Annotated in this window: 21 protein-coding genes; 10 read left to right on the forward strand and 11 right to left on the reverse strand. The window is 59.1% G+C overall.

Annotation, left to right across the window (positions count from 1 at the left end; translation table 11 throughout):
- Window positions 1-2: 2 nt before the first annotated feature.
- On the forward strand, window positions 3-3,290 hold the full coding sequence (locus I4W09_RS03995; RefSeq protein ID WP_196032089.1) for an ATP-dependent helicase: 3,288 nt from the start codon (window positions 3-5) through the stop codon (window positions 3,288-3,290).
- Window positions 3,291-3,314: 24 nt separating this feature from the next.
- Here I4W09_RS03995 and I4W09_RS04000 read toward each other — a convergent pair whose 3' ends face one another.
- The 8 genes from I4W09_RS04000 to I4W09_RS04035 form a co-directional block, all read right to left on the reverse strand.
- Window positions 3,315-4,172, reverse strand: a complete 858-nt coding sequence (locus tag I4W09_RS04000) for an HAD family hydrolase (protein ID WP_196032092.1) — start codon at window positions 4,170-4,172, stop codon at window positions 3,315-3,317.
- A gap of 115 nt (window positions 4,173-4,287) precedes the next feature.
- Complete coding sequence (locus tag I4W09_RS04005; RefSeq protein ID WP_196032095.1) at window positions 4,288-5,520, reverse strand: MFS transporter; 1,233 nt, start codon at window positions 5,518-5,520, stop codon at window positions 4,288-4,290.
- A 130-nt stretch (window positions 5,521-5,650) separates the two neighbouring features.
- Window positions 5,651-6,313 carry a TetR/AcrR family transcriptional regulator gene (locus I4W09_RS04010; protein WP_196032098.1) on the reverse strand — a complete coding sequence of 221 codons (663 nt, stop codon included), beginning with the start codon at window positions 6,311-6,313 and terminating at the stop codon, window positions 5,651-5,653.
- Between the two features lie 74 nt (window positions 6,314-6,387).
- On the reverse strand, window positions 6,388-6,726 hold the full coding sequence (locus I4W09_RS04015) for a P-II family nitrogen regulator (RefSeq protein WP_099432138.1): 339 nt from the start codon (window positions 6,724-6,726) through the stop codon (window positions 6,388-6,390).
- Window positions 6,727-6,882: 156 nt separating this feature from the next.
- Window positions 6,883-8,160, reverse strand: a complete 1,278-nt coding sequence (locus I4W09_RS04020) for an ammonium transporter (protein WP_196032101.1) — start codon at window positions 8,158-8,160, stop codon at window positions 6,883-6,885.
- 459 nt (window positions 8,161-8,619) lie between these two features.
- On the reverse strand, window positions 8,620-9,600 hold the full coding sequence (locus I4W09_RS04025; protein WP_196032104.1) for a hypothetical protein: 981 nt from the start codon (window positions 9,598-9,600) through the stop codon (window positions 8,620-8,622).
- Window positions 9,601-10,007: 407 nt separating this feature from the next.
- Window positions 10,008-11,027: a putative ABC transporter permease gene (locus tag I4W09_RS04030; protein WP_271756706.1), complete on the reverse strand. Its 1,020-nt coding sequence runs from the start codon at window positions 11,025-11,027 to the stop codon at window positions 10,008-10,010.
- Window positions 11,028-11,030: 3 nt separating this feature from the next.
- Window positions 11,031-11,567 carry an HD domain-containing protein gene (locus I4W09_RS04035; protein ID WP_196032107.1) on the reverse strand — a complete coding sequence of 179 codons (537 nt, stop codon included), beginning with the start codon at window positions 11,565-11,567 and terminating at the stop codon, window positions 11,031-11,033.
- 228 nt (window positions 11,568-11,795) lie between these two features.
- Between I4W09_RS04035 and I4W09_RS04040 the strand changes: the two genes are divergently transcribed.
- From I4W09_RS04040 to I4W09_RS04065, 6 genes are all read left to right on the forward strand, one after another.
- Window positions 11,796-13,577: a 1-deoxy-D-xylulose-5-phosphate synthase gene (locus I4W09_RS04040; RefSeq protein WP_196032111.1), complete on the forward strand. Its 1,782-nt coding sequence runs from the start codon at window positions 11,796-11,798 to the stop codon at window positions 13,575-13,577.
- 649 nt (window positions 13,578-14,226) lie between these two features.
- Window positions 14,227-15,222, forward strand: coding sequence for a glutamate ABC transporter substrate-binding protein (locus tag I4W09_RS04045; protein WP_196032114.1), 996 nt, complete (start codon window positions 14,227-14,229; stop codon window positions 15,220-15,222).
- A 138-nt stretch (window positions 15,223-15,360) separates the two neighbouring features.
- Window positions 15,361-16,020, forward strand: coding sequence for an amino acid ABC transporter permease (locus I4W09_RS04050; RefSeq protein WP_006234894.1), 660 nt, complete (start codon window positions 15,361-15,363; stop codon window positions 16,018-16,020).
- Entirely contained in the window at window positions 16,017-16,850 is an 834-nt protein-coding gene (locus I4W09_RS04055; RefSeq protein WP_195445706.1) for an amino acid ABC transporter permease, read from the forward strand. Before I4W09_RS04050 ends, I4W09_RS04055 begins: the two co-directional genes overlap by 4 nt.
- 36 nt (window positions 16,851-16,886) lie before the next feature.
- Window positions 16,887-17,651, forward strand: coding sequence for an amino acid ABC transporter ATP-binding protein (locus tag I4W09_RS04060; RefSeq protein WP_196032117.1), 765 nt, complete (start codon window positions 16,887-16,889; stop codon window positions 17,649-17,651).
- An 87-nt stretch (window positions 17,652-17,738) separates the two neighbouring features.
- Window positions 17,739-18,548 carry a gamma-glutamyl-gamma-aminobutyrate hydrolase family protein gene (locus I4W09_RS04065; RefSeq protein WP_196032120.1) on the forward strand — a complete coding sequence of 270 codons (810 nt, stop codon included), beginning with the start codon at window positions 17,739-17,741 and terminating at the stop codon, window positions 18,546-18,548.
- Between the two features lie 105 nt (window positions 18,549-18,653).
- Here the strand turns inward: I4W09_RS04065 and I4W09_RS04070 are convergent, their stop codons facing one another.
- The 3 genes from I4W09_RS04070 to I4W09_RS04080 form a co-directional block, all read right to left on the reverse strand.
- The gene (locus I4W09_RS04070; RefSeq protein ID WP_089572324.1) at window positions 18,654-19,010 is read right to left on the reverse strand and encodes an Hpt domain-containing protein; all 357 of its coding nucleotides are present in this window, start codon (window positions 19,008-19,010) and stop codon (window positions 18,654-18,656) included.
- Between the two features lie 24 nt (window positions 19,011-19,034).
- Window positions 19,035-20,915, reverse strand: a complete 1,881-nt coding sequence (locus I4W09_RS04075; RefSeq protein ID WP_196032123.1) for an HD domain-containing phosphohydrolase — start codon at window positions 20,913-20,915, stop codon at window positions 19,035-19,037.
- Window positions 20,916-21,124: 209 nt separating this feature from the next.
- Complete coding sequence (locus I4W09_RS04080; protein ID WP_196032126.1) at window positions 21,125-21,922, reverse strand: alpha/beta fold hydrolase; 798 nt, start codon at window positions 21,920-21,922, stop codon at window positions 21,125-21,127.
- 225 nt (window positions 21,923-22,147) lie between these two features.
- Here I4W09_RS04080 and I4W09_RS04085 point away from each other — a divergent pair, with 225 nt between their 5' ends.
- The 3 genes from I4W09_RS04085 (at window position 22,148) to I4W09_RS04095 (ending at window position 24,938) form a co-directional block, all read left to right on the forward strand.
- Window positions 22,148-22,924, forward strand: coding sequence for a radical SAM protein (locus I4W09_RS04085; RefSeq protein WP_196032129.1), 777 nt, complete (start codon window positions 22,148-22,150; stop codon window positions 22,922-22,924).
- Between the two features lie 55 nt (window positions 22,925-22,979).
- On the forward strand, window positions 22,980-23,867 hold the full coding sequence (gene map, locus I4W09_RS04090) for a type I methionyl aminopeptidase (protein WP_055286839.1): 888 nt from the start codon (window positions 22,980-22,982) through the stop codon (window positions 23,865-23,867).
- Between the two features lie 135 nt (window positions 23,868-24,002).
- Complete coding sequence (locus I4W09_RS04095) at window positions 24,003-24,938, forward strand: D-2-hydroxyacid dehydrogenase (RefSeq protein WP_271756705.1); 936 nt, start codon at window positions 24,003-24,005, stop codon at window positions 24,936-24,938.
- The last annotated feature ends 98 nt before the right edge of the window (window positions 24,939-25,036 follow it).

The following is a 25,036-nucleotide window of genomic DNA, read 5'->3' on the forward strand; positions in this document are numbered from 1 at the left end:
TCATGGCTACAACCCCTAAATTCGATGAATCGTTTAAGAACCTGAACCCCGAACAGCGCGAGGCCGTCGAATGCCTAGATGGCCCGCTGCTCGTCATTGCCGGTCCCGGCACCGGCAAGACGCAGCTACTGAGCCTGCGCGCGGCGAACATCCTGGCCAACCGCGATGTCGCCCCGCGCAACATCCTCTGCCTTACCTATACCGAGGCGGGCGCGGAGGCCATGCGCAAACGCCTGATTGAGCTGATTGGGCGCGACGCCTACGGCATCGAAGTCAGCACGTTCCACGGATTTGCAAGCAGCATCAGGTCGCGCTATCCCGAGTTTTTCACACGCCCTGCGACCGACACGCTCGTCACCAGCCTGCACCAGCAAGAGATTTTTGACCGCCTGCTCAAATCGCTTCCCTTTGGTTCTCCGTTAGACGGAGGGTCACCTGATATGCCCGCGCAAAATATCGGCAAGATGATCAGCTTTGTCTCCAAGGCTAAGCGCAGCGGCCTGGACTACGACACGCTGGGCGCCATCGCGCAGCAGAATATCGACGCCGCTGTCTGGCTCACCGAACATTCCGAGCTGCTTACGCTCGCCTGCGAAAGGGCAAGCGCCGCGTTGGCCGAACGCTTTGAGGAAGAGGCCGAGCGTGCCTGCGGCATGGCGCCCACATCGCTCACCCGCCCGATCGACTGTCCCGCCGGTACGTACGTGCCGTACATTCTTGAGTTGCGCGACGCCGTTCGCCGCACCGAACTTATTGACGAGAAGGGAAAGTCGTCGGGATACACCAAGGTGCGCGATGCCTTCTTTGGAGGCAGCAACTCTCAGGGACGCACCTTTAAGATTGCGGAGCAGAGCGAGCGACTTAAGACCGCTTGCGACGTCGCGCGTCGCTACCAGAGCGAGCTCGACCAGCACCATCTCTACGATTACGACGACATGATTGGCGATTTTGTTGACGCCGTCGAACACAATGACGCGTTGCGCCAAGTACTCCAGGACACCTATACCTATATCCAAGTTGACGAGTTCCAGGACACCAATGGTGCCCAGATGCGCATCATCGAGCTGCTCTGCGACGGCGTTGATGCGCCCAATATCATGGCCGTCGGCGATGACGATCAGGCCATCATGCGTTTTCAGGGTGCCACGATCGAGTGCGCCAACCAATTTGCAGCCGAGTTCTCGCCCCGGAGCATCGTGCTCAAGACCAACTATCGCTCCACGCCCGCCATCGTTGAGCTTGGTCAAGCTATCGCACGCCAAATTGAATATCGCCTCGACGCCAGCTCGAATAAGTCAATCGAAGCCTCCAAGCCTCAGGGTGATCAGGTCGGCTTTAGCGAGAACGTCTACGCCGGCAAAGCCGAGGAATACGCCGCTGTCGCTGCGAGCATTAAGCAGCGGCTTGTTAATCACTATCTCGATGAATGCGAAGATCCCAACGAAGGAATTGCAGTCATCTCCGCCAAGCACGCCGCCTTGCGCTCGCTGATTCCCTTCCTCGTTAAGGAGAAGGTACCCTTTTCGTATCGCGAGCGGCAGAATCTCTTTGCTTCCGAGCGTATGCAGACGATGCTGGCACTGTTGCGCTGCGTTACCGCGCTTGCTCGCGGGCAGAAGGAGCTCGCCAGCAGCTATCTTCCGCAGATTGTCTGTGCCGCCGAGCTGGGCGGCGACCATCCATCGTCCGTGACGTTTGCGCTCAGTGCCAAGCGCGAGCATCGCGGCGACTGGATGGCCGCCATGTGCGAGAGTAATAGCGCCCGCGTCAAAGAGCTGTACGACGACCTTATGCAGTGGGCGGCCGAGGCCGGCGCCTCCCCGGTCAGAGCGTTGCTCTTTAAGATTCTCAAACGCAGCCTTGACTATTATCAGGATCATAAGAAACAGGATCCGCTGGGCGCCGCCGAATTCAATGCCGGCATCCGCGCCCTACTCACCTTTGCTGAGGGTGAAATGGGCGACGCGCGCCGCATGGGACGCACGCTTCGCCTGCCCGATATTGTCGACAAACTCGACGCCGCGCAAAAGTTTGGCGTGAGCATCGACGCATCGATCGATCTTGGCACACCGGGAGCCGTTCGACTTACTAGCGCTCACAGCTCGAAAGGTCTGCAGTTCGATTGCGTCTACCTGCTCGACGCCGACGACTCCACCTGGCACAAAGGTGCTGGCGGCATGAGTCTGTACCCGTCCAACCTGCTTATTCGCGACGAAAAGGATGACGACGATGCGCGCCGTCTGCTGTTTGTAGCCATCACACGCGCTAAGCGACACCTCGAGCTCTACCGCGCCGGAGGATCGGCGCTGCAGGAGCTCACGGGGCTTATCGACTCTTGCGAGGTTTCTGCCAAAGCGGACCAGCTCAGTGCCGCCATCGAAACCGAATGGCGCGACAACTACGTGTTTGATACGCCCGAGCTCCGTGCGCTTTTGGATCCTCACACCGACGTAAAACACCTCTCTGCCACGGCACTCAACAACTTTGTGACGTACGAGCCTGGATGCGCAAATAGCCAGCACTTCCCCGAGAAGCAGATTGTGCGCCTACCCACTGCGCCCACGATTCAAACCGAATTCGGCACTATCGTTCACGCGATGTTCGAAGAAATCGTTAATCGGATGGCAACCGATGGCGCGGCGGCAATTGAGACAATTGAGGCCGAGTATCGCCAGCAGATTTCGTGGCTCGATTTTGCCCCCGAGGACGTCCATCGCTATTCGGACCGCTTCGAACGCATTTGTAATGCATTCGTCCCTTGGCTTGTCGAGCACGTACGTGGCTACCGTTGCATCACGGAAGCGAACATGCAGTGTCTAACTGCCGGTGGAACTCCACTCTTTGGTTTTCTTGACCTGCTCCTCGTTGACGATGCAGCTAAGACGGTGCAGATCGTCGACTACAAGACTGGCTTTGGCAAAGAAATCCCTGCAGGCTACCATCGTCAGCTCAAGTTTTACAAACTGCTGGTCGAAGCGTCACCCGAGTTTTATGGCTACACCGTCACCTCCATGGGCGACTACTATGTAGAACCCGACAAGACGACGGGCGAGCTCCGCCCGCCGTTCGCGACAACCGCCAACGCCGTTGACATTGCCGAACTCGAGCAGCTCATCGATGCCACATGGGCTCGCATTGAACACGGTGCTTGGGATACCAGCGCTTTTGAGCAGAGCGATGCCTATGAGCTTGCCATCGAGGAGCAGAAGGGCTGCCGCAAAAAAGCCGATAAAACCGAGGTCATGCAGCGTGCCTACGAGCACTGGCTAATTGAGAACTCTAGAATGTGACAAAGGCGCTGCCCCTTTGCCACATTATTCGATGACGGTGCGGGAGTTTTGCTTGCGCATGGTGGCGAGCATGTGTTTGGGGACGGCGTGGGCCATGCAGCTGCCGATAGTTGCGCTCGCGGCGGCCTTGGCTGCATCGCTTGCGTTTTTGGTCGCGTAGCTGTGGCGGAAGCGTTTGAGCATGGCAATGTCATTGCCGCCGTCGCCATAAACCGCGACCTCGTCCTCGGCAATACCGTAGTAGCCCGCCAGCCAGGCCACGCTCTCGCCCTTGTTGCACGCCACGTCCGTGATCTCAAACATCACCGGATCGAACGGCGCGTTGACAACGCGGTCCGAGCGCTCGGCAAGATATACCTTAAGGTCGCGCTCCAGCTCGGGCGAGGTCACGCGACAGTTGATCTTGCACACATCGTGGCGCAGGATGTCGCCGATCGACTGGTCGAAATACTGCTCCTCGTGGTACCCGCCACGCGCACGCATGCCGCGCATCACGATGCGCTTGATAGGGCTGTCCTTCTTAAAACCCGCCTGGTGCATCTCGAACGATCCGCTCGAAAACATGCCATCGGGCGTGGAGCAGTCAAAACAGATATCCGGAAACTCCTTGAGCAGCTCCTCGGTGATCTGTGGGTCGATGGTCCAGGTTTTGAGTACCTCGCCATGGCTGTCGCGCACGATGGAGCCGTTAGAGCAGCAGGCATCGAGCGCCAGCCCCGTAAAACCATGCTCGCCGATTGGTAACGTCGAGCGTCCGGTCGCGGGAACCACATGCAGACCAGCCTCGGTCAGCTCACGAATGGCACGGCGGATGGTCCCGTCTGCCTCGTGCAGGGCGTTCAGCAGCGTTCCGTCTAAGTCACTCGCAAACATCTTGATCATGGGCATGCCTCTCCTTCGTCTGCACGTTATTGTAGACGAAGGAGAGGCATGCCCAAACAATGCCGTCCCGGCGCGGCGTACCACCGCCTCCACAAATTCACGGTGCCCCAGCGCGTTAAGACAATCGCCACAAGCGATTTTTCAGCCGATAAAACAGCGCCGTCGTCAACGTCAGCACCGCCAGCATGCCTGCGAATACAATCGCCGGTGTCCATCGATCATATGCAACCCCGTACGTCAATTGGCCGATAGGTGTTGCGCAGGAAAGCGTCATATAAACGAGTGCCAGCACTTTTCCGCAGAATTCCTTTGGCACTGACCGCTGAACAAATGAAACGATTTCGACCGATGTAATGCTTGCCCACGCCATGACCCATGCCGAGCCGGCCGCAAGCGCGGCAAACGACAATTCATCAGGACCGCTCAGTAGCATGACAATAATCGGTACGACTCCAAAACAGATCATCGCAACATATCGACATATGCCCTTGAAAGAAAAACGATGCGGCCAAATACCGACCAAACCACTGCCGACAAGACCACCTAAGCCCATAGCCACCTCAATAATCCCAACAAAGGATGACTGCATTCCGAGATGCTTTGCAACAATAACGGGAGCGCCAATCGTTAGCCCAACCAACGCAAGGTTCAAAACTGCCGCAAGCAAAATCACAGCAACCAATGATGCATTTTGCAACAGATACCGAATCGATTCCCGAAAATCGTTTCGGCATGTCGTACGAGTCGCGCCGTCTCCCATCGTTTCAGATGAGGCATTTTGCTTGAGTGCGCCCCCGAACAGCAGGGCTGAAATCGTAAACGTCAACGCCGCGGTTTCGCATAGAGTATCGATACCAAAGCACCCATAGACTGCCGTCCCGACTACAGGCCCCAAGATATTGCTCATCATGATTATCTGCGAGACCAACGCAGTGGCACGCTCAACCTTTTCTTGGCCCGTCATGCGCACCGTCTCAATTTGAAGCATCGGTTTCAGCAGCGATTGGATGCCATATTGGACGCAAAGCATTGCTGCCACGACAACCGCAAGAGGCAGCGAACGCTTCATGGGGATAAACAACAGTGATGCAGCCATCAGAACAATGCCGAGTACCACAAGAACCCCGCGATGTCTTCCCCGATCCGCCAAAATCCCGCCAACCGGAGTCGCGAGCACACCTGGTATGAACGCTATCGCCGCGGCGGCGCCATATAACGTTGACGAGCCGCTGCAATCAAACAAGTAAAGCGGATACGCAAAGCACAGCGCCGACAGCATCGAATACGTGCACAGCTGCGCAACAAGAAGGCCAAAAAGCCTGATAGGTCGCACTGTTTTTCGCGTCAACGAGACGCTACTCCTCCGCATTCCAGCCATAAGCCCACCCCCTATACATACCGCTAGTATGTATTTAATGACTTGAAAAGGGCAGCCGTGGCTACCCTCACAAATCAATTACATACCGTTGGTATCTATATTACCACCCGGCGCGGTCCCATACGTCCCAAATCTGCGCCGTTGTCTGAAGCACTTCTTCCCCCAAATCGAGTCCCACCGCGGCAGCCATCTGCGCCAAACATTGAGCGCGAGCGAGCATTCGATCCTTGGTCTCAAGCGGACGGAACAGCGGCAGCAGCCAAAGATTCGCCAACAACGATACGGCCTCCGCCGCTTCACGCGGGCATTCGCACGCAATGGAGCCGTCGGCGATGCCCTCCTCGATCACTGACAAGAGATAGCCATCGGTCGACTCGTCAAACGAGCCCTGGTACTGCATCGCCAGCAGACGCGAGCTTTTCACCGGATCTGCCGCAGGATGTATGCGTGCCCATAGCTCAATTTGCGGAACAACGGACTCGGGAGCGTACAGCCGCTTGAGCTTTTGGGCTCCGGTCATATTACCGATACCAAGCATTGAGCGACGGTGCTCAACAATCGGAGCCATCGCTCGATCAAACGAGGCGTTGAAAATCTCTTCTTTGCTCTTGAAGTGATGATAGACAGCGCCCTTGGTCATGCCATCGAGACGGTCAACGATATCTTGAATGCTCGTCCCCTCATAACCCTGTGCACAGAATAGCTCCAGTGCCGCGTCGAGAATCTTCGCGACCGTCTCCTCGGGATATTTATTGCGACCCATAATCCGCCCATCCGCAACGCAAGTCTTGTGCCTCATTGCAGCATTTTAACGTTGCGGATGGCAGGCGGTCGATTCTATACCGCGGCGGGGCCGTGTTCGCCGGTGCGAATGCGGATGACCTCCTCGACCGGCTCGACCCAAATCTTACCGTCTCCAACGGCACCGGTGCGAGCAGCGTTGCAGATGATGTCGACAATGCCGTCAACGTGCTCGTCGGCACAGATAAGGGTGAACTGTACCTTGGGAATCGTGTTGACGAGCAACTCGTTGCCGCGCACGTATTCCTTCCAGCCATGCTGTGCGCCGCAGCCCTGCACCTGGTTGATGGTCATACCGCGAACATCAGCAGCAAACAGCGCATCTTTGAGAACCTCAAGCTTTTCCTGGCGCACAATAGCCGTAATTTTCTTCATAGTGAATTTCTCTCTTCAATAAAAGAAATGAATTGTCCTTCACATGGCACGGGTTTTCCAGGTGCCCGAGATTGCCCCGAAAGAGGAGCGCCGCGTACTTCGGTACGCAAGCGACGGTTTGAGGGGCAAGGTCGGGTGCCTGGGAAAGCCGTGCTGCTAATCGAGCCCGGAGAAAGAAGGATACGCGCTCTCGCCGTGCTGACTCGCATCCAAGCCCAGCGCCTCGTCGGCCTCGTCCACACGCAGGCTGCCGTGGAACAGCGCCTTGACCACCGCGGCGATCACCAAGTCGAGCACCAGCACTATAGCGACCGTCACCACAATGCCCAGGACCTGCGAGACGAGCAGCGACACATCGCCCGTGTAGAACAGGCCACCCTTACCGGTCCACGAAAGCTCCGGCACGCAGAACAGGCCCGTGAGCACGCCGCCCAAGATGCCGCCGATACCGTGGCAACCGAACGCATCGAGCGCATCGTCGTAGCCGAACTTGGTCTTAAGATGGCTGATAGCCAGGTAGCAGACAGGCGAGACGATCAGGCCCATGACCAGTGCCGCCCGCGGCTCGACAAAGCCTGCGCCGGGCGTGACCACCACGAGGCCCGCAACCAGACCGGTGCTGGCGCCCACCAGCGTGGGGCGACCGGTATGCACACGCTCAACGGCAAGCCACGAGACCATGCCCGCCGCGCTGGCCGTCACGGTGTTGAGGATGGCAAGCGCGGCCACGGCATCGGCCTTAAACTCACTGCCGCCGTTAAAGCCAAACCATCCAAACCAAAGCAGGCCGGCGCCGAGCGCCACAAACGGCACGTTATGCGGGCGATAGCTCACCATGCCAAAACCGCGACGACGGCCGAGCATTAAGCAGAGAATCAGGCCCGTAAGACCGGACGAAATGTGCACCACGTCGCCGCCGGCAAAGTCGAGCGCGCCGATGATGTCGCCGATAAAGGAGCCCTCGCCGCCCCAGACCATGTGGGCGAGCGGCGCATAGACCACGAGCAGCCAAATGCCCAGGAAGGCCGTCATGGCACCAAACTTAACGCGGCCGGCCAGGCTGCCCGTGACGATAGCGGCCGTGATCATGGCAAACGCCATCTGGAAGGCGATGTTGATGATCTGAGGGTAGACGGCACCGTCCGCGGTATTGCCCTCGGCCGCCTGCAGCACCTGGTTGAGTACCGGCAGGCACAGCAGCTGGTCAAGGCCTCCAATAAACGGGCTGGAACCGTCGCCGCCGTAGGCCAGCGACCAGCCGGCAACAATCCACAGCACACCAACCAGGCCAATGGCGCCAAAGCACATAAGCATGGTGTTGATGACATTTTTGCGCCTGGACAGGCCGCCATAGAAAAACGCCAGGCCCGGTGTCATTAAAAACACGAGCATGGTGCAGATGAGCATAAACGTTGTCGATCCCGTATCGTACATTCGCTCCCCCTTGGTCGCATGAACGTTGTCGGCGCCCATAATGCGGCCGAGGGGCAACTGGTGTAGACCAGATACGGCGTTGTTAAACGCCGCGTTGTCGAATGGAAACGGTGCCGCAATCTTGGAAACGGCGCGGCAACGGGCGCGAAACCAATGGGAAACGCGTAAATCAAGAGGCCATCTATGCCCGCATTTCAAATCAGCTATATGCAGAGGTAAGGCAATCCCAAGGCAGACTCCGCATCAGATTCGTCCGTGATTCCCCTAGGGAAAACACGGCCAGGCGCTCTTTAGCGTGTTTTCCCTAGGGGAATCACAGTCGGTGTCGGCAGTAACGTGTTTTCCCTAGGGAGATCACAACTGGGCGGAGCAGGGTAACGCCCCCTTAAGAAGCTGACGACCATATCAAAAGCCATACCACGCAAAAACCCTTATCAGCATCTCCTCCACTGCCCAACACTACATATGAGGAGCGACTTTTGGCACGCCGAAACGCCTCAGTAGATGTTCGAGATAACCGTCCTCGTACACTCGACTAAATTGCACCCTCATGACCGGAATGCCCAGAGCCGTAATGTGCGACTCTCGTTGACGCTCTGCAACCAAGCGCCTTTGCATCTCTTTTCCCAGGCCGTCCGCACCAACGTATTTGCCAAAACCATCGACTTCAATAATTAAGCGAAGCCCATTCGGCAACTCGTAGTACATATCGGCACGGATCGCACCGCCATCGATCGGGTCAACAAACTCGGCTTGCAGCATGGTCGGAGGAAGGTAACCCAGCGCGACAATCAATCCGCGCACGATGGATTCGCCGCCGCTCTCCGAAGCGCCATCGGCATAGCGTGCTACCATCTCAGCGCACAAGGCCCCAGAGCGACATCGCGCCAGCGCTTCAACATAGTCGCGATACTTTTGGATATCAAGCTTGCAGAACCGCAGGGCGCTATCAGCTATAGCCAGACCGTCTTCAAAAGAAGCAACAAGTGAGCAGTCGAGCACCGTCCGTTCTAGCGTCGTTCGTTTCACGGTGCCGTTTAGCTCGATCTCATTTAGAGGGCACTCATGCCGATGGATTCCCGTGCCGCACCTACCATGCGAGCGTCCGCTAGCTACAAGATGAATTGTGTCCAGATATTTCTTCGAAACCCAAAGTCCATGGTCAAGCGCAGCGGAAAAGGAGCAGACGGCCTCGTCAGGGTGCTCGTCGAGAAACGTATTTTGAACATAGCGCCAACGAACGCGCGGACTCGTCTTGAGCGCATTCCACGTGGAAGCGCGCATGAACATCCCGCTAAACGGACGCACGGCCACCCCTGCCGCTACGGCGCGACGAAGTGCTTCGCGATCCGCCCTGGTTTTGGGCACTAGACAACGCTGCAAGCGCTCCGCCCCATCAAGCTGTTCTTCAATCCTTTGCCGTGCGCTGGTATTCCTCACGAAAGCCACCTCCCAATAGAGGCAGCATAGCCAAAAAGCACCTTGCCAATCTCTTGCCATTAACTGACCAAAAGCTTGACGTACTGCTTGACGCCGCAGGTCAAAGACGTCATCCCGGTGCGCACCACAACTACGTCGCTCGGTGAACGGTTGTCCTCGAGGTGCAGGCGGCAGTTTCCTTGCCCCCTCTAGACCCTCTGGCATCAAAGACGCCTCGTAGCCTCAGTTCAAACGTGATTCCCCTAGGGAAAACACGGCTAGGAGCTCTTTAGCGTGTTTTCCCTAAGGGAATCACAGTCGGCGACGGCAGCAGCGTGTTTTCCCTAGGGGAATCACGATTGGGCAGAGCGACAAGGTGACTTCCCTAGGAAACACGCGCTTGCAAGGCGCCTCTACGACTCCAGCTCTTAGCGCCGAAACAGCTCGTGAGCGCGGTCGCGGAGATTAGTTGCTCGAATGACACCCTCGTAGCGGTTGATGCGCAAGCGCGGGAAGGCATTAAAGAAGCGCAGATCGCGACGACTGAGCGACACACTCGGCACCGGACGGTTCGCGCGCCTGCCGGCACGGAGACGGGCGAGCGATGGATGGGGCACGCTCGGCGCGGCATCGGCCACGCGGCGGGCGGCAAGCGCCAGGCCATGAGCGCCGTCCGAGATAAACGTCGGCATCGAAGCCTTCTCACGCAGGGCATCGAGCGTTGCGTCGCCCAGCTCGGCCAGCCACGCGTTAACGGCACGGCTGCGGATATGCGTCTGCGCCACCGAGTCGATCGCCGAATCGGGAATACGTTCGAGCATGGAGTCAGACGCGTCGGCAAGCGACTCGTTGATGCGGTCGGCAAGGTCGGCGCGCACACGCTCCAGCTGATCGGACAAACGGCGCCAGCTGGCCAAAGAGCACACCGCATCGACCATCATCGCGACCGCAACGATAAAGGCCGCCAGCCGCACAATCAGCACCGGCAGATGGCCGAGCAGCCCCAGCAATGCCGGCTCCACTAAACGGCAAATGCACAGCGCACCCAGGCCAAACGCGCAGGCCCAGTACAGACAGATGCGTCCATGCAAATTAAACGGCAGGTGCGAGTAATCCCAAAAGCGCGCACCTGTTGTCTTTTCCAATAGAAGGCCCACGCTGTACTCGATTACGCTGCATACAAGCGCCGCCGCGACAAACTGGCCCGAGGCATCCGGAATCCCGCGCAGCAAAAGCCAGCAGGCGATGCCGCCCACACCATAGATAGGACAACACGGCCCCAGCAAGAATCCGCTGTTGGCGAAGCGTCCTTGGTTAAGCATGGCGCATACTGTCGACTCCCATGCCCAGCCGCAAAACCCGTAAAAGGCAAACGAGAGCACCAGTGCCGAGAGTGGACAGGCGGCAAGCGTCGCGCCGCCAAACGCCATATCAATCGCGGTTTCCACCGTCTACCCTCTCCTCTTTTCGCTCGATGCTTTACTCATGCCATCGTCAGCCTCGTCCTTGCGCGGCAGACGGCCGGCGACCGTCTCGCGCAGCGCGCACCACTTATCAGCCAGGCACACAATCCATGCCTCGCGACACGTCGGCGGCACTGGCACCAGCGGAAACATATGTCGCGCGATAATATTCCGTTCGCGCGGCGTCAGCTCAAAATCCTCTTCGGCACGTGCCAGGGCAAAAAATGGATGCCGAAAGCCATGCAGCCGATGGCTCGGATCGGGGTCATGCCAATCGTAGAGAAAGTAATCGTGTAACAAGGCTCCGCGCAACAGCGATGCACGGTCGACCGAAATGCCAGCACGGCCCAAGCGCTCGGCAAAGGACAGGCTCGCCCGCGCTACCGAAGTCACATGTGCATAGACTGTCACGTCGCCATGCTGGATAAACTCGTGCGTCAGGTCCAAGCGGCCCGCCTGGGCCAGCTGGTGGGCGGCATAGTCGACCTCGTGCGCGATTTTCTCGGCACGAACGGCATCAGACATGCTGCCTCCTTCCAGCGGCTCACGGCGGCAAGCCACGGCCTGCACGCATTGAATAAAATCATCATCGAATCTACCAGTATGGCATCGGACAAAACGTTTTGCCCCGCCAGTTGGCGAATTACCGCGCCGCCGTCACATATCAAACGCCAAAATGTGCGAGACTGTTCTGTGCAATTGTGCCGGCCGAGGGAGCGCCGGCGCTCGATTCGCATGGAGTAACCCACAACGATGCTGCTTACGCAAACGACAACGCCCGAGGACGTCAAGGCTCTTAATCGCGCCGAGCTCCCGCAGCTCTGCGACGAGATTCGCCACGCCATCCTCGAAAGCTCCGCCGCTGTCGGCGGACACGTTGCCCCCAACCTAGGCGTCGTTGAACTCACGGTCGCACTCCATCGCGTGTTTAACTCCCCCATCGACAAGCTTGTCTTTGACGTTTCGCACCAGACCTACGCCCACAAGGCGCTGACCGGGCGCGCGTACACCTATATCGATCCGGAGCGTTATGGCGAGGCCTCTGGCTTTGCCAATCCCGACGAGTCCGAGCATGACCTGTTTGCCATGGGTCACACCTCGACCTCGGTGAGCTTGGGCTGCGGTCTTGCCCACGCGCGCGACCTGGCGGGTGACACGTATAACGTCATTACCGTTATTGGCGACGGCTCGCTTTCGGGCGGTCTGGCGTTTGAGGGCTTTAACAATGCCGCCGATCTCGACAGCAACTTGATCATTATCGTCAACGATAACGACCAGTCCATTGCCGAAAACCACGGTGGTCTGTATCGCAATCTGGCCGAGCTGCGCGCCAGCAACGGCACCTGCGAGCGCAACGTTTTCCGCGCGCTGGGGCTCGACTATCGCTACCTGGACGCCGGTAACGATGTCCAAGCGCTGGTCGATACGCTGCAGGAGCTGCGCGATATCGATCATCCCATCGTACTGCACGTCTCCACCGCCAAGGGCAAGGGCTTTGAGCCAGCCCAGAGCGACCCCGAGCACTGGCATCATGTGGGGCCCTTCGATATGGCAACCGGTCGCAAACTTTGCCCGGGCCACCCGAGCGAGCCCGCACCGCGCACCTATGCCGATATTACGAGCGAGGCACTCAACGCCGCTATCGCGAACGACCCGCAGGTTGTCGCTATCACGGCTGCCACGCCCTATATCATGGGCTTTACGCCCGAGCTTCGCGCCGCGGCAGGCAAGCAGTTTGTCGACGTGGGCATTGCCGAAGAGCACGCCGTCACCTTTGCCACCGCGCTCGCCAGCGCCGGCGCCAAGCCGGTCTTTGGCGCATACGGCACGTTTTTGCAGCGCGCCTACGATGAACTGTGGCACGACCTGTGCCTCAACGACGCCCCCGCAACCATCCTGGTGTTTGGCGCTTCGGTCTTTGGCACAACGTCCGAGACGCACCTCTCGTTCTTTGATATTTCCATGCTGGGCGGACTTCCCAACATGCGCTACCTGGCACCGGCCTGCATGGAAGAATACCTGTCCATGCTGAGCTGGTCGCTCGACCACCGCGAGCATCCCGTGGCAATCCGCGTACCGGGCATCGGCCTGGTAAGCCGTCCCGATCTGGCGCCCGCCGAGGGCGCCGATTACAGCGTCGTGCGCTACAACGTCGCGCGTCAGGGCCGCGATGTAGCCGTGCTTGCGCTTGGCGACTTCTTTGAACTGGGCGAGCACGTGGCAAACCGCTTGGCTGCCGAGTACGGCATCGAGGCCACGCTCGTCAACCCGCGCTTTGCAACCGAGCTTGACCGCAAGTTTCTCGACAGCCTTGCCGCCGAGCATCGCGTTGTCGTCACCCTCGAGGACGGCATCTTGGACGGTGGGTGGGGCGAGCGTGTCGCGTGCTACTTGGCCTGCACGCCTGTGCGCACGCACACCTTTGGTATCGCCAAGGGCTTCCCCGACCGCTACGACCCCAACGAGCTGCTCGCTCAGAACGGCATGACGGTCGAGAACATGGCCGCCGAAGCCGTAAGGCTACTCAACGAGTAAATAACCTCCGCAAGGGAAGCACCCCTGCGGAGGTTTTTATTTTCGCGACGCGATTATCTCAATCTGTAACATCTAGGGCCCGAATTCCCGTCTAACTGTTACAGATCTAGACAAGACGTCTTAGTCCCAGACCTTTGTCTCAATCTGTAACAGATAGAGACCTTTTGTCCGTCCAGATGTTACAGATCGAGACATTCGAATCCCCTGAAGAGATAATCTCGATCTGTAACAGCTAGAACCCATTTCCTCGTCTACCTGTTACAGATTGAGACAAAACAGAGAGGCAGGCCGCCACATCTGCAAGAACCACCACAAAGGTGCCTGTCCCCTTTGTGGTGGTTCTAAGTCATGGTCGGTGCGAAAAACGAATAGCCGTTCATACGCGATCTCCTTACTTATATATGCGTCGCGTTGCCGCCATTATAACGACCGCAGCGAGCGACCACGACGTCCGCAAAACGCTTTCTTAACTACAATAATCAACGTTTGCCCAGATAAAACCTACCATAATAAACCTGTCCCTTTTTGGTAGGCAGAATTACCCATAAGACAAGTATGTTTCTGAGTTATTTCGTGTTGACCCATTTGAGCGGGATAGGGTATAACTCTACTCAACCGCTAGGGATTTTATTAAGAAAGGTGTTCTACCATGAGCAAGAACCTCTCCCAGCAGGTCGTTCTCGACCGCCGCGGCTTCGTTGCCGCCACCTTCGCAACCCTCGCCGGCCTTGGTCTTGCCGGCTGCTCCGACACCAGCGCCGAGGCCGACAAGGGTTCCGCCGCCGGCTCCTCCAAGAGCTCCAAGGATACCGAAGTTTCCGCCACGCTCGACGCTAAGGCATTCGACAAGCTCGTCGACAACGGCCCCAAGGCCGATGACGACGCCATCGCCGCCAGCACCTGGGCCACGGCCGTCAAGGACGCCGGCGTCTTTAAGATCGGTGGCGTTCAGACCTCCACGCTCTTCTCCCTCCTCAACGAGAAAGACGGTCAGACCCGCGGCTTCGACGCCGGTATCGCACAGCTCCTGTCCAACTACATTCTGGGCGAGAACAAGGTCGAGATCACCCAGGTGACCTCGGACACGCGCGAGTCCGTCCTGCAGAACGGCCAGGTCGACGCTGTCTTTGCCACCTACACCATTACCGACGAGCGCAAGAAACTCGTTTCCTTTGCCGGTCCCTATTACTACACGCAGCAGGCTATCCTGGTGCTCGCCGACAACGACGACATCAAGAGCGTCGACGACCTGGTCGACAAGAACGTCGCCGTCCAGTCCGGCTCCAACGGCCCCGCCATCCTGGAGGAGTTCGCCCCCAAGGCTAGCCAGCAGGAGTTCAAGACCGACGAGGAGGCCCGCCAGGCACTCCAGCAGGGCCGCGTTGACGCCTACGTCATCGATAACAACATGCAGCAGAGCGCCCTGGTCCGCGAGCCCGGTAAGTACAAGATCGCCGGCAAGCCCTTCGGCAGCAAAGAGCCCTATGGCATCGGTCTGCCGCTCGATTCCGACGGCGTCGCCTTTGTCAACGACTTCCTTAAGAAGATCGAGGACGACGGCACCTGGACTGAGCTGTGGCAGATCTGCATCGGCGACCGTACGGGCGACACCAATGTTCCCGAGCTGCCCGAGATCGGCGCCTAGGCAGCGAGCCTGGTAACGGCCGCAACGAAACCATATGGAAACGCATGATGCGCTTTATTGCGGTAAACTGTTTCCTCACTGAGTTGTCGGGGCTTCCGTACACACGGGAGCCCCTTTCCTTATCGGCGGGAGGTCCGCATGAGTCTCTCCGAGCTCTGGTCGCTCTATGGCCAGAACTATATCGACGCGCTGCTAGCAACCTGGGGCATGACGCTTGAGTCGTTTGCCATCGCCATGGTGCTGGCCGTCGCCGTCACCGTGATGCGCGTGTCGCCGCTCAAGCCGCTGCGCGTCTTTGGCGACCTGTATGTCCAGGTCTTCCGTAACATCCCCGGCATCGCACTGCTCATCATCGTCGTCTATGCGCTGCCGCCGCTCAAGGTCGTCCTACCCTACCGCACCTGCGTTATCGTCGCCACGGTTCTTTTGGGCTCGGCCTTTGGCTCCGAGAACTTTATGAGCGGCATCAACACCGTCGGCGTCGGCCAGGTCGAAGCCGCCCGTTCGCTCGGCATGAGCTTTAACCGTATCCTCGCCAAGATCGTGATTCCGCAGGCGTTGCGCTCGAGCGTGCTGCCCATGACCAACCTCTTTATCGCCGTCATGCTCACCACCGCGCTCGGCAGTCAGGTGCCGCTTAAGCCGCAGGAGCTCACCGGCGTGGTGAGCTATATCAACACGCGCTCGCTCGGCGGCGTCGCCGCGTTCTTTATCTCGGCGCTCGGCTACCTGGGCACTGCCTTTGTGGTGAGCCACATTGGCAACTACATTGATAAGAAGGTGAGGATCCTCCGATGAGCAAGCATTCCACCTCCGCGCTCACCATGCGCGATGCGCTCTACGAGGCTCCCGGCCCCAAGATGCGCGCCAAGATTCGCATCGGCACCGCCATATCGCTTGTTGCCGTCGCCGTGCTCGTCGCCCTCGTGTTGCAGCGCTTTTATGTGACTGGCCAGCTTTCGGTTCACTATTGGTTTTTCTTTACGCACCTCACCACCTGGAAGTTCCTGCTTGCCGGCTTTGAGGGCACCGTTAAAGTCGCACTCACCGCTGGCGCCATCGCGCTGGTGCTGGGCTTAGCCCTTATGCTCGGCCGTACCAGCGACATTAAGCCGCTGCAGCTGGTCTGTCGCGTGCTCACCGATTTCTTCCGCGGCGTACCGAGCCTGCTGTTCATCTACTTCTTCTTTTTGGTGCTGCCCCAGTACAAGATCGCGCTGCCGTCGTTTTGGATGCTCACGCTTCCCGTCGCGCTCGCTGCCGCCGGCGTACTCGCCGAGATCTTCCGTGCCGGCGTCAACGCCGTGCCTCGCGGCCAGGTCGAGGCGGCCCAGGCGCTCGGTCTCTCCAAGGCTAAAATCACCTTTAAAATCGTGTTGCCGCAGGCTATCCGGTTTATCATTCCGTCATTGATTTCGCAGCTTGTAGTCGTAGTCAAAGACACCACCGTCGCCTACGTGGTGAGCTACCCCGACCTCATGCAAAACGCCCGCGTGCTCATTACCAACTACGACGCCCTCGTGTCGGTCTACCTGGTTATCGCGGTCATCTACATCCTCATCAACGTCGCGATTAACAAGGCCGCTGTCTACGTTTCGCACAAGACCGGCGCGACCATCATCCGCTAACACTTTACCATTTCGAGTCATAAGGAGCCGAGCACCATGGCACAGAGCACCTCTTCCACCGGCAATCAGCCGCTGATCGAGCTCAGGCACGTCGATAAGCACTACGGCGATCTGCACGTTCTCAACGACATCAATCTCTCGGTCGACCGCGGCGAGGTCGTCGTTGTGATCGGACCCTCGGGCTCGGGCAAGTCGACCATGTGCCGAACCATCAATCGCCTGGAAACCATCGACTCAGGCGAGATCCTCATCGAGGGCGAGCCCCTGCCACAGGAAGGCAAGGATCTTGCCCGCATGCGTGCCGAGTTGGGCATGGTATTTCAGCAGTTCAACCTGTTTGCACATATGACCGTACTGCAGAACGTCATGCTGGGACCGGTCGATGTGCTGGGCGTCTCCAAGGAGGAAGCTCGTGAGCGCGCCATGGACCTGCTGGGCCGCGTGGGCGTTGCCGAGCAGGCCGATAAGGTGCCCGCACAGCTCTCGGGCGGCCAGCAGCAGCGCGTAGCCATCGCCCGCTCGCTTGCCATGCAACCCAAGGCCATGCTTTTTGACGAGCCCACGAGCGCCCTTGACCCCGAAATGATCAACGAGGTGCTCGAGGTCATGGTCCGTCTGGCTCAGCAGGGCATGACGATGATCGTCATCACGCACGAGATGAACTTCGCCCGCCGCGTGGCCGACCGCGTCGTGTTTATGGCCGACGGCCAGATCGTGGAAACCGGCACACCCGACGAGTTCTTCGACCACCCCCAGACCAAGCGCGCCCAGGACTTCCTCAACTCCATCAAGGGCCACTAACCCAATTGCCACGCGGGCAAATTCATCAGTAACGTTTGTCCCGCGCCACCCCTGTGCCATGTCCACCCGGATTCGAAAGCCGCACCCATGATCGGAACCCGCACCTCATCGTCCTACACTCCGCACGTCGACGTCGATCCCGCTGACCGCCCGCTTATCCTGGTAGCACCACGCTGGGAAGAAGCGAAGCCCTATTTGAGCGAGACGCTCTCCCCCAACGAGGAGATTGCGAGCGTATTTGTCGACGCCATTCTTGCCGCCGGCGGTCTGCCGCTGCAGATGTCCATTACCGAAGACGTCGACGTTATCCGTCATTACGTGGAAATCGCTGACGGCATCGCCATTCCCGGCGGCCCGGACGTCAACCCCAAACGCTGGGGCGACGAGCGTCCTTACGACCCCACGCTGTGCTGCGAGATTCGCGACCGTTTTGAGTTTAAGCTGGTTAACGAGGTACTTCGCGCCAAGAAGCCGCTCTTTACCACCTGCCGAGGCACGCAGCTGCTCAATGTCGCCACCGGCGGCACCCTGTGCATGGACGTGCCGAGCCTAGGCGCGCGCGAGGGCCGCACGCAGTGGCGCCATACCCACGTGCTCAACGACCCTGTGCATCCTGTCGAGGTCGTGCCGGGCTCGCTGCTGGAGCGCGCGGTTGGCGGGCACAGGCTGATCCAGACCAACTCCGCACATCACTGCTGCGTCGATCGTCTGGGTAAGAGCACGCGCTTGGTCGCCAAGGCAACCGACGGCGTTCCCGAGTGCATCGAAGTCGAAGGCCAGCCGTTCTGCCTGGGCGTACAATGGCACCCTGAGTACACGTGGAAGACGCTCGAGACCGACTTTAACCTGTGGAAGTCGTTTGTCGAGGCTGCTGCCAAGGTAAAGCAGACCCGCTAGCTCGCCAACCGCATAACAGATAAGGGCGCCCCGCCGGCCACATGGTCCGACGGGGCGCCCTATTACCTATATGCTGCCGGCACACAGTCCAAGGCTCGCAAGCTCTTATTCGGCCGCTTCGCGCAGGGCCGACATCGTAGCCGCATATTGCTGCTGCAACGCATGCATCCCCTCGCGGGCGCCGTCAACAGCATCGGCGCCGCGCAGCGCTTCGGTCACCACAACCGCCGGCTCGTACAGATTATCGAATCCCAGGTTCTGGCTCACGCCCTTGAGCGTGTGCGCTGCCATAAACGCACCTTCGGCGTCTCCTGCCGCCATGGCGGCCTCCAGTTTGTCCATGCTCTCGTCATCCAAAAACTTGAGGGCAAAGCGGGCAAGCATTTCCCCGCCCATCAGCCGAGCGCACGCGTCATCATAATTAGCGCCGATCTTCTCATACGCCTCACGCATGGAAATCATGGATTAAAAACTCCTTTGTTCAAACTAAATCGTGGGAAACGCGACAACGTCGGCGGGGCGTGCCAACGTCTCGGCAATACGGTCTTGTACCTCGAGCAGGCAGTCGAGCAACAGTGGGTTAAAGGTACCGCACTTACCGTCCAGGATCATCTGGATCGCCTCCTTGTGCGGGATAGCGTCCTTGTACACGCGCACGCTCGTCAGCGCATCATACACGTCGGCCACCGAGACCACCTGCGCGGCAATGGGAATCTCGTCGCCCTTAAGGCCATCGGGATAGCCCTTGCCGTCCCAGCGCTCGTGATGCCAACGCGCAATCTGGTACGCATATTCCATAAGCGCATTGCCGACGTGATGGCGGCCCAGCTCAAGCAACATGTCGGCGCCCATCGTGGTATGCGTCTTCATAATCTCGAACTCCTCGGGCGTAAGGCGCCCGGGTTTGTTGAGAATCGCATCGTCAATCGACATCTTGCCGATATCGTGCAGCGCCGAAGCCAAGGCAATCGTGGAGCGTTCCTCATTGTCGAGGGAGATCGTGCCGCTACGCTGGACCAGACAGCCAAGCAGCAGCTCGGTCAGCTTCTCGATGTTCGTAACGTGCCTGCCGCTCTCGCCATTGCGAAGCTCCATGACGCCGGCCATGATGTCGATGAGCATGCGACTGTTCTTGACGCGCTCGTTGTACTGCTGGGACAGTAGGTTCGTCAGGCGGCGCTGTTTGGCGTATAGGCGGATGGTGTTGCTTACACGGCGGCGCACGACACGGGAGTCAAACGGGCGGCTGATATAGTCCGAGGCGCCCAGCTCGTACGCGCGCAGAACCGCATCGTCGGAATCTTCGCTCGAGATCATAATGACAGGCAGATTGTCACTAACCGATCGGCGCGACAGATCGGCCAGCACCTCAAAGCCGCTCATGCCCGGCATGACAATATCCAGCAGCACGAGCGACAACTCATCGCCATAGCGGTCGACCATGTCGAGCGCCGTACGACCGTTATCGGCCTCGAGGATGCAATACTCGTCCTTGAGCATCTCGTTGAGAATGACCCGGTTCATCTCGGAGTCATCGATAATAAGCACCAAAGGCTTTTCGCTTTGGAAGGCCTCGATGGAATCGGCATCGCTCACGACCGTACCGGCTTTTGTCTTAGCGCGACTCAGTAACTGGACAGCGCGGCCAACGCCCTCATCGACCGTCTCGCCATGAATGCGAACGCCACCAACACATGCCGTCAATCTCACGTACTCATGGCCCGGAATAATCGTGGCATGAACGGCGTCGGATACCTGATGCAGGCGACGGGTGAAGTCATCGGAGGGAATATTGGGCATGACGACCACAAACTTGTCGCAGCCATAGCGCACAAGCTCGTCAGTCGAACGAATTCCGCTGCGTATGGCCGTCGCCACAGCACCGAGTGCAAGGTCGCCGGCATGACGGCCACACGTATCGTTGAAGACCCTAAAATCATCAAGGTCGATCACCGCAACGCCGGCATTCATGCGGGCGTTGCGGAGCTTTTCCTCGTAATATCGGCGATTGCGCACACTCGTCAGCACGTCGGTGTAGACAAGGTCCTCTTCTGCAGCCTCTTGCTCATTGATCGGACGCACCATCAGCAGGACGTGAGGCTCGCCCTCGACCTTCAGAGGGCGCAGGCGAGCGCGGTACTCAGTACCATCACTGAGCAGTTTCTCCGACACCTCATCGGAGTCTGCCAAGGCCTCAAGACTCGACTGGCGCAAACAAGGACACCGATCGCCGGCGAGCAGGCAGTTAGGCTCGCTCTTAATCTGATCGACCGACAGCAAACGCACCACGGGGTAGGTCTTCGCGACGCGGGCGACCTCGGCGGCAGCCTCCTCGTCAGTTAGATTTGCCTCGTGATTATTGAGCATATGGGGCCCTTTCTATCGTCACACACGGCAACGGTGCATACCAAATGGTACAAGGGCAACATCTAACAGCTGCAGGCAAACGCGCGATTATCGTTGCATTTTATGACCTAGCAAACGGCGGTAATGGAGCCGCGAGCGCGCGGTTATGGGTGCATTCGTTAACAATGAAGAAACGCTAACAGTCCCCTCCCCACAGGTCATCGAACGAGCTAACGCCCCAAGACATCGCGAACGGCGTTTGCCGCCGTAACGGGGCGATCGCGCAGACCGTTATGCGCGCCCGGGATCGTCACGAGGGGGCAATCGAGATATTCGGCAGCCGCTCGCGTACCAGCCTCGCGGGGCGTACCGACCGAAAGCTCGCCCAAAAACACGGCCGACACCGCCTTTGACGCGCGGGCGCGCTCCCAGTCGGGAGCATATGTCATATTTGTTTCGTATTCATTGGCCATGAAGCAGCGGCCATTGCGCAGGGCATGTTTGGCTTCCGCTTCGGTCGTCCCAGGGGCCTCGGGGTCCAAGTCGCCGAGGGCTCCCAAGAAAAGCCGGAGCGCCCTTGAAACCTTTCCAGCCGCAATCATATCGAGCAAAACCGGAGCTGCGCCCATGCCGACGCCTTCGGCCGACACAGCTGGCTCGTGCAGAATCGCACGGGCGACGAGATGGGGTTTGGTGCGAAGAAGCTCCAGCGCCACCAACGTACCGGCGCTGTGCGCAAGCACATTTGTCGGAGCGCCAACGTGTTCGATCACAGCTTGCAGGTCGGCGGCCTGGGCGGCAAGATCATAGCTGCCGTCTGCCGCTTCGCTGCTGTCACCACAGCCGCGGCGGTCGTAGGCAATTACGCGGTAGTTGCGGCTGAGCTCACAAGCGATGCCGTCGAAAAATGTGCCGTCGACACAAGCTCCGTGCACGCACACCAAAGCAGGAGTATCAGGCGACACATCCGGGCCGGCATATTCGCGACAGGCGATCGTGCCTCCCGCATTCTCGACCGTAAAATCCATGTTGTGCCCCCATCATCAACGCCCATCCAGTTGCACGTCAGTACGGTTGGATGGACCCGCATTGCCTTACGCCTTGTTAACAGATTAACTGTACCCGACCCAAGGCTTTTCATGGCACGGCATCATGAGCGACGTGAAAAAACGAAACTTGTAAAGCAAGAGCCCGCACCTTGTTTTGGAGCCGATGCTATGCTTAGGCACAATTGTCTTGAGGAGCATATGCCTATGTCTACGTTTTTAAATGCCAGCCCCATCTTTGGGCCCGTTCGCAGCCGTCGCCTTGGTCTCTCGCTCGGCGTCAACATGATGCCGGCCAGCGGCAAAATCTGCACGTTCGACTGCATTTACTGCGAAAACGGCCTCAACGCCGAGCGCCCCTGCCATGAGCCGTACAACACAGCCGCCGTGGTACTCGACGTGCTCGAGGCAAAGCTGCGCGAGATGGCAGCCGAGGGCGAGCTCCCCGATGTAATCACGTTTGCCGGCAACGGCGAGCCCACCGCCGCGCCGGAGTTTCCGCAGGCCATCGCCGGCGCCGTCGCGCTGCGCGACGAGCTTGCCCCAAACTCCAAGATCGCCGTGCTCTCCAATGGCACGCGCGCCGACCGCCCCGAGGTGCACGACGCGCTCATGATGATCGACGACAACATTCTTAAGCTCGATACCGTCGATCCGGCGTTTATCCAGCTGCTCGACCAGCCCGTTGGCCCCTACGACGTCGAGCACCAGATCGAGACGTTCGCAAGCTTTGACGGCCACGTTATTATCCAGACGATCTTTTTGACCGGCGAGTATCAGGGCAAGCTCATCGACAACACCGGCGAGGAGTACGTTGCCCCCTGGCTCGCGGCGCTTGAGCGCATTCGCCCGCAGGAGGCGACCATCTACACGGTGGCGCGCGAGACGCCGATCGCCGGCCTTGCCAAAGCGGCGCCTGAGGCGCTCGACGCCATTGCTGCGCGCGTCCAAGCCCTCGGCATTCCCTGCCAGGTGAGCTACTAGCACGCAGCTGCTCTGCGAGTGGTCTATACTAGCTGCGGATGAAAGGAAGTTAGCCATGTATGACAAAGGACCCGTGCCCGGCCGCAACGACGCTTGCTGGTGCGGCAGCGGCAAGAAATACAAGAAATGCCATAGCGCCTTTGATGAGCGTCTCGAACGCTTGTGGGAAGAGGGCTGGGAGGTTCTGCCCCGCACGCTCTACAAGACGCCCGCCGATATCGAGGGTATCAAGCGATCGGCGGCTATCAACGTGGGCGTGCTCGATTATGTGGGCGAGCATATCGCCGCAGGCATGACCACCAACCAGATCGACCAGATGATCTATGACTACACCGTCGAGCACGGTGGCACGCCGGCCGATCTCAACTACGAGGGCTATCCCAAGAGCGTTTGCACCTCGATCAACGACGTGGTCTGTCACGGCATCCCCTGCGATACGGACGTGCTGCACGAGGGCGACATCATCAACGTCGACTGCTCCACGATTCTTGACGGCTACTTTAGTGATTCGAGCCGCATGTTCTGCATCGGCGAGGTCTCTGCCGAGCGCCAGCGCCTGGTCGACGTCACCCGCGCCAGCGTGGAGGCGGGTCTGGCGGCCGTCAAGCCATGGCTACCGCTGTCCGTGATGGCCGAGGCCGTGCAAAAGACGGTCGAGGACGCCGGCTTTAGCGTGGTGCGCGAGTACGGCGGACACGGCATTGGCAAGGAGTTCCACGAGGACCCGTTTGTGGGCTTTACCACCGAGGCACCCGATGTGGACACCATCATGGCCCCGGGCATGGTCTTTACCATCGAGCCCATGGTCAATGCCGGAGCGCCCGACATCAAGATTAGCAAGGGTGACGGTTGGTGCGTGCGCACCAAGGACGGCAGCGATTCGGCCCAGTGCGAGGTACAGCTCGTGGTGACTGAGGATGGTTACGAGCTGCTGAGCTGGTAGCTGTAGATATGCCGGGCTACGCGATGGATATGCTAACCATCGCGAAGCCCGGCGTTTTATTTGAACGTTTCGCCTGATATAACCTGCCAAAATAAACCTGTCCCTTTTTGGCAGGTCGAGCGGAGAGGACTGCTTGTGAACATTCTGGTTATGTTGCCCGTCAACGACCGCCATCGCGCAATTCTTGAGTCGAGTGCTCCGGGCGAGGACTTTATCTACACGAGCGCCGATGCCGTCACGCGCGAGCAGGTCGCCGATGCCGACGTGATCCTGGGCAACATCGACCCTGACATGCTCACGGCATGCGAGCATCTCCGGCTGTTGCAATTGCAAACCGCCGGCTATGACGACTACCTTGCCGCCGGCACCGTGCCAGCCGACGCCAAGCTGTCTTGCTCGGTGGGCGCCTATGGCCAGGCCGTGAGCGAGCACATGTTTGCCATGGTTCTTTCTATGATGAAGCGCCTGCCCGGCTATCACGACTTGCAGCGCGAGCATCGCTGGGAGGATTTGGGGCCGGTTACCTCGCTCAAAAATGCCAACGTGCTGGTGCTGGGCGCAGGCGATATCGGCGGCCACTTTGCCACGCTCTGCCGCAGCATGGGCGCACACGTCCGCGGCATCAAGCGCCATCCGCTCGTCTACCCCATTGTATTTGAGGACATGGACGGCATGGATGCCCTGTCTGAGCGCCTGGCCGAGGCCGATGTCGTCGCATCCTTTATGCCCAGCACACCCGAGACCCGCGGCCTGGCGAACGCCGAGTTCTTCGCCGCGATGAAACCGGGCGCCTTCTTTGCCAACGGCGGCCGCGGCGACCTTGTGGTCGCCGACGACTTGGTTGCCGCCCTGGAGTCGGGTCATCTCGCCGGTGCCGCGGTCGACGTCACCGACCCCGAGCCGCTGCCCGAGACAATCCCACTGTGGGATGCGCCTAACATGCTCATTACGCCGCATATCTCGGGCTGGTTCCACTTGGAGGCTACGCTCGACAATGTGGTCGACATTGCCGCAGAGAATCTGCGTCACCTGCAGGCAGGCGAGACCCTGCGCTGCTGGATCGAACACTGATTGTTCCGGCGTTTTCCAAACGCCGGAACCCCTCGACGCTGCGAGCCCCATTGGTTCCGCCGTTCTAACGAACGGCGGACCGGCCGACGCTACGAACC

It is taken from the genome of Collinsella aerofaciens (assembly GCF_015670795.1).
Lineage (GTDB): Bacteria > Actinomycetota > Coriobacteriia > Coriobacteriales > Coriobacteriaceae > Collinsella > Collinsella aerofaciens_Q.

Bases quoted from the DNA above. Each gene is read 5' to 3' on its own strand.
- I4W09_RS03995 (WP_196032089.1), top strand. From the start codon at position 3: ATGGCTACAACCCCTAAATTCGATGAATCGTTTAAGAACCTGAACCCC.
- I4W09_RS04000 (WP_196032092.1), bottom strand. From the start codon at position 4,172: ATGATCAAGATGTTTGCGAGTGACTTAGACGGAACGCTGCTGAACGCC.
- I4W09_RS04010 (WP_196032098.1), bottom strand. From the start codon at position 6,313: ATGGGTCGCAATAAATATCCCGAGGAGACGGTCGCGAAGATTCTCGAC.
- I4W09_RS04015 (WP_099432138.1), bottom strand. From the start codon at position 6,726: ATGAAGAAAATTACGGCTATTGTGCGCCAGGAAAAGCTTGAGGTTCTC.
- I4W09_RS04020 (WP_196032101.1), bottom strand. From the start codon at position 8,160: ATGTACGATACGGGATCGACAACGTTTATGCTCATCTGCACCATGCTC.
- I4W09_RS04035 (WP_196032107.1), bottom strand. From the start codon at position 11,567: ATGTCTGATGCCGTTCGTGCCGAGAAAATCGCGCACGAGGTCGACTAT.
- I4W09_RS04040 (WP_196032111.1), top strand. From the start codon at position 11,796: ATGCTGCTTACGCAAACGACAACGCCCGAGGACGTCAAGGCTCTTAAT.
- I4W09_RS04045 (WP_196032114.1), top strand. From the start codon at position 14,227: ATGAGCAAGAACCTCTCCCAGCAGGTCGTTCTCGACCGCCGCGGCTTC.
- I4W09_RS04050 (WP_006234894.1), top strand. From the start codon at position 15,361: ATGAGTCTCTCCGAGCTCTGGTCGCTCTATGGCCAGAACTATATCGAC.
- I4W09_RS04055 (WP_195445706.1), top strand. From the start codon at position 16,017: ATGAGCAAGCATTCCACCTCCGCGCTCACCATGCGCGATGCGCTCTAC.
- I4W09_RS04060 (WP_196032117.1), top strand. From the start codon at position 16,887: ATGGCACAGAGCACCTCTTCCACCGGCAATCAGCCGCTGATCGAGCTC.
- I4W09_RS04065 (WP_196032120.1), top strand. From the start codon at position 17,739: ATGATCGGAACCCGCACCTCATCGTCCTACACTCCGCACGTCGACGTC.
- I4W09_RS04070 (WP_089572324.1), bottom strand. From the start codon at position 19,010: ATGATTTCCATGCGTGAGGCGTATGAGAAGATCGGCGCTAATTATGAT.
- I4W09_RS04075 (WP_196032123.1), bottom strand. From the start codon at position 20,915: ATGCTCAATAATCACGAGGCAAATCTAACTGACGAGGAGGCTGCCGCC.
- I4W09_RS04080 (WP_196032126.1), bottom strand. From the start codon at position 21,922: ATGGATTTTACGGTCGAGAATGCGGGAGGCACGATCGCCTGTCGCGAA.
- I4W09_RS04085 (WP_196032129.1), top strand. From the start codon at position 22,148: ATGTCTACGTTTTTAAATGCCAGCCCCATCTTTGGGCCCGTTCGCAGC.
- map (WP_055286839.1), top strand. From the start codon at position 22,980: ATGTATGACAAAGGACCCGTGCCCGGCCGCAACGACGCTTGCTGGTGC.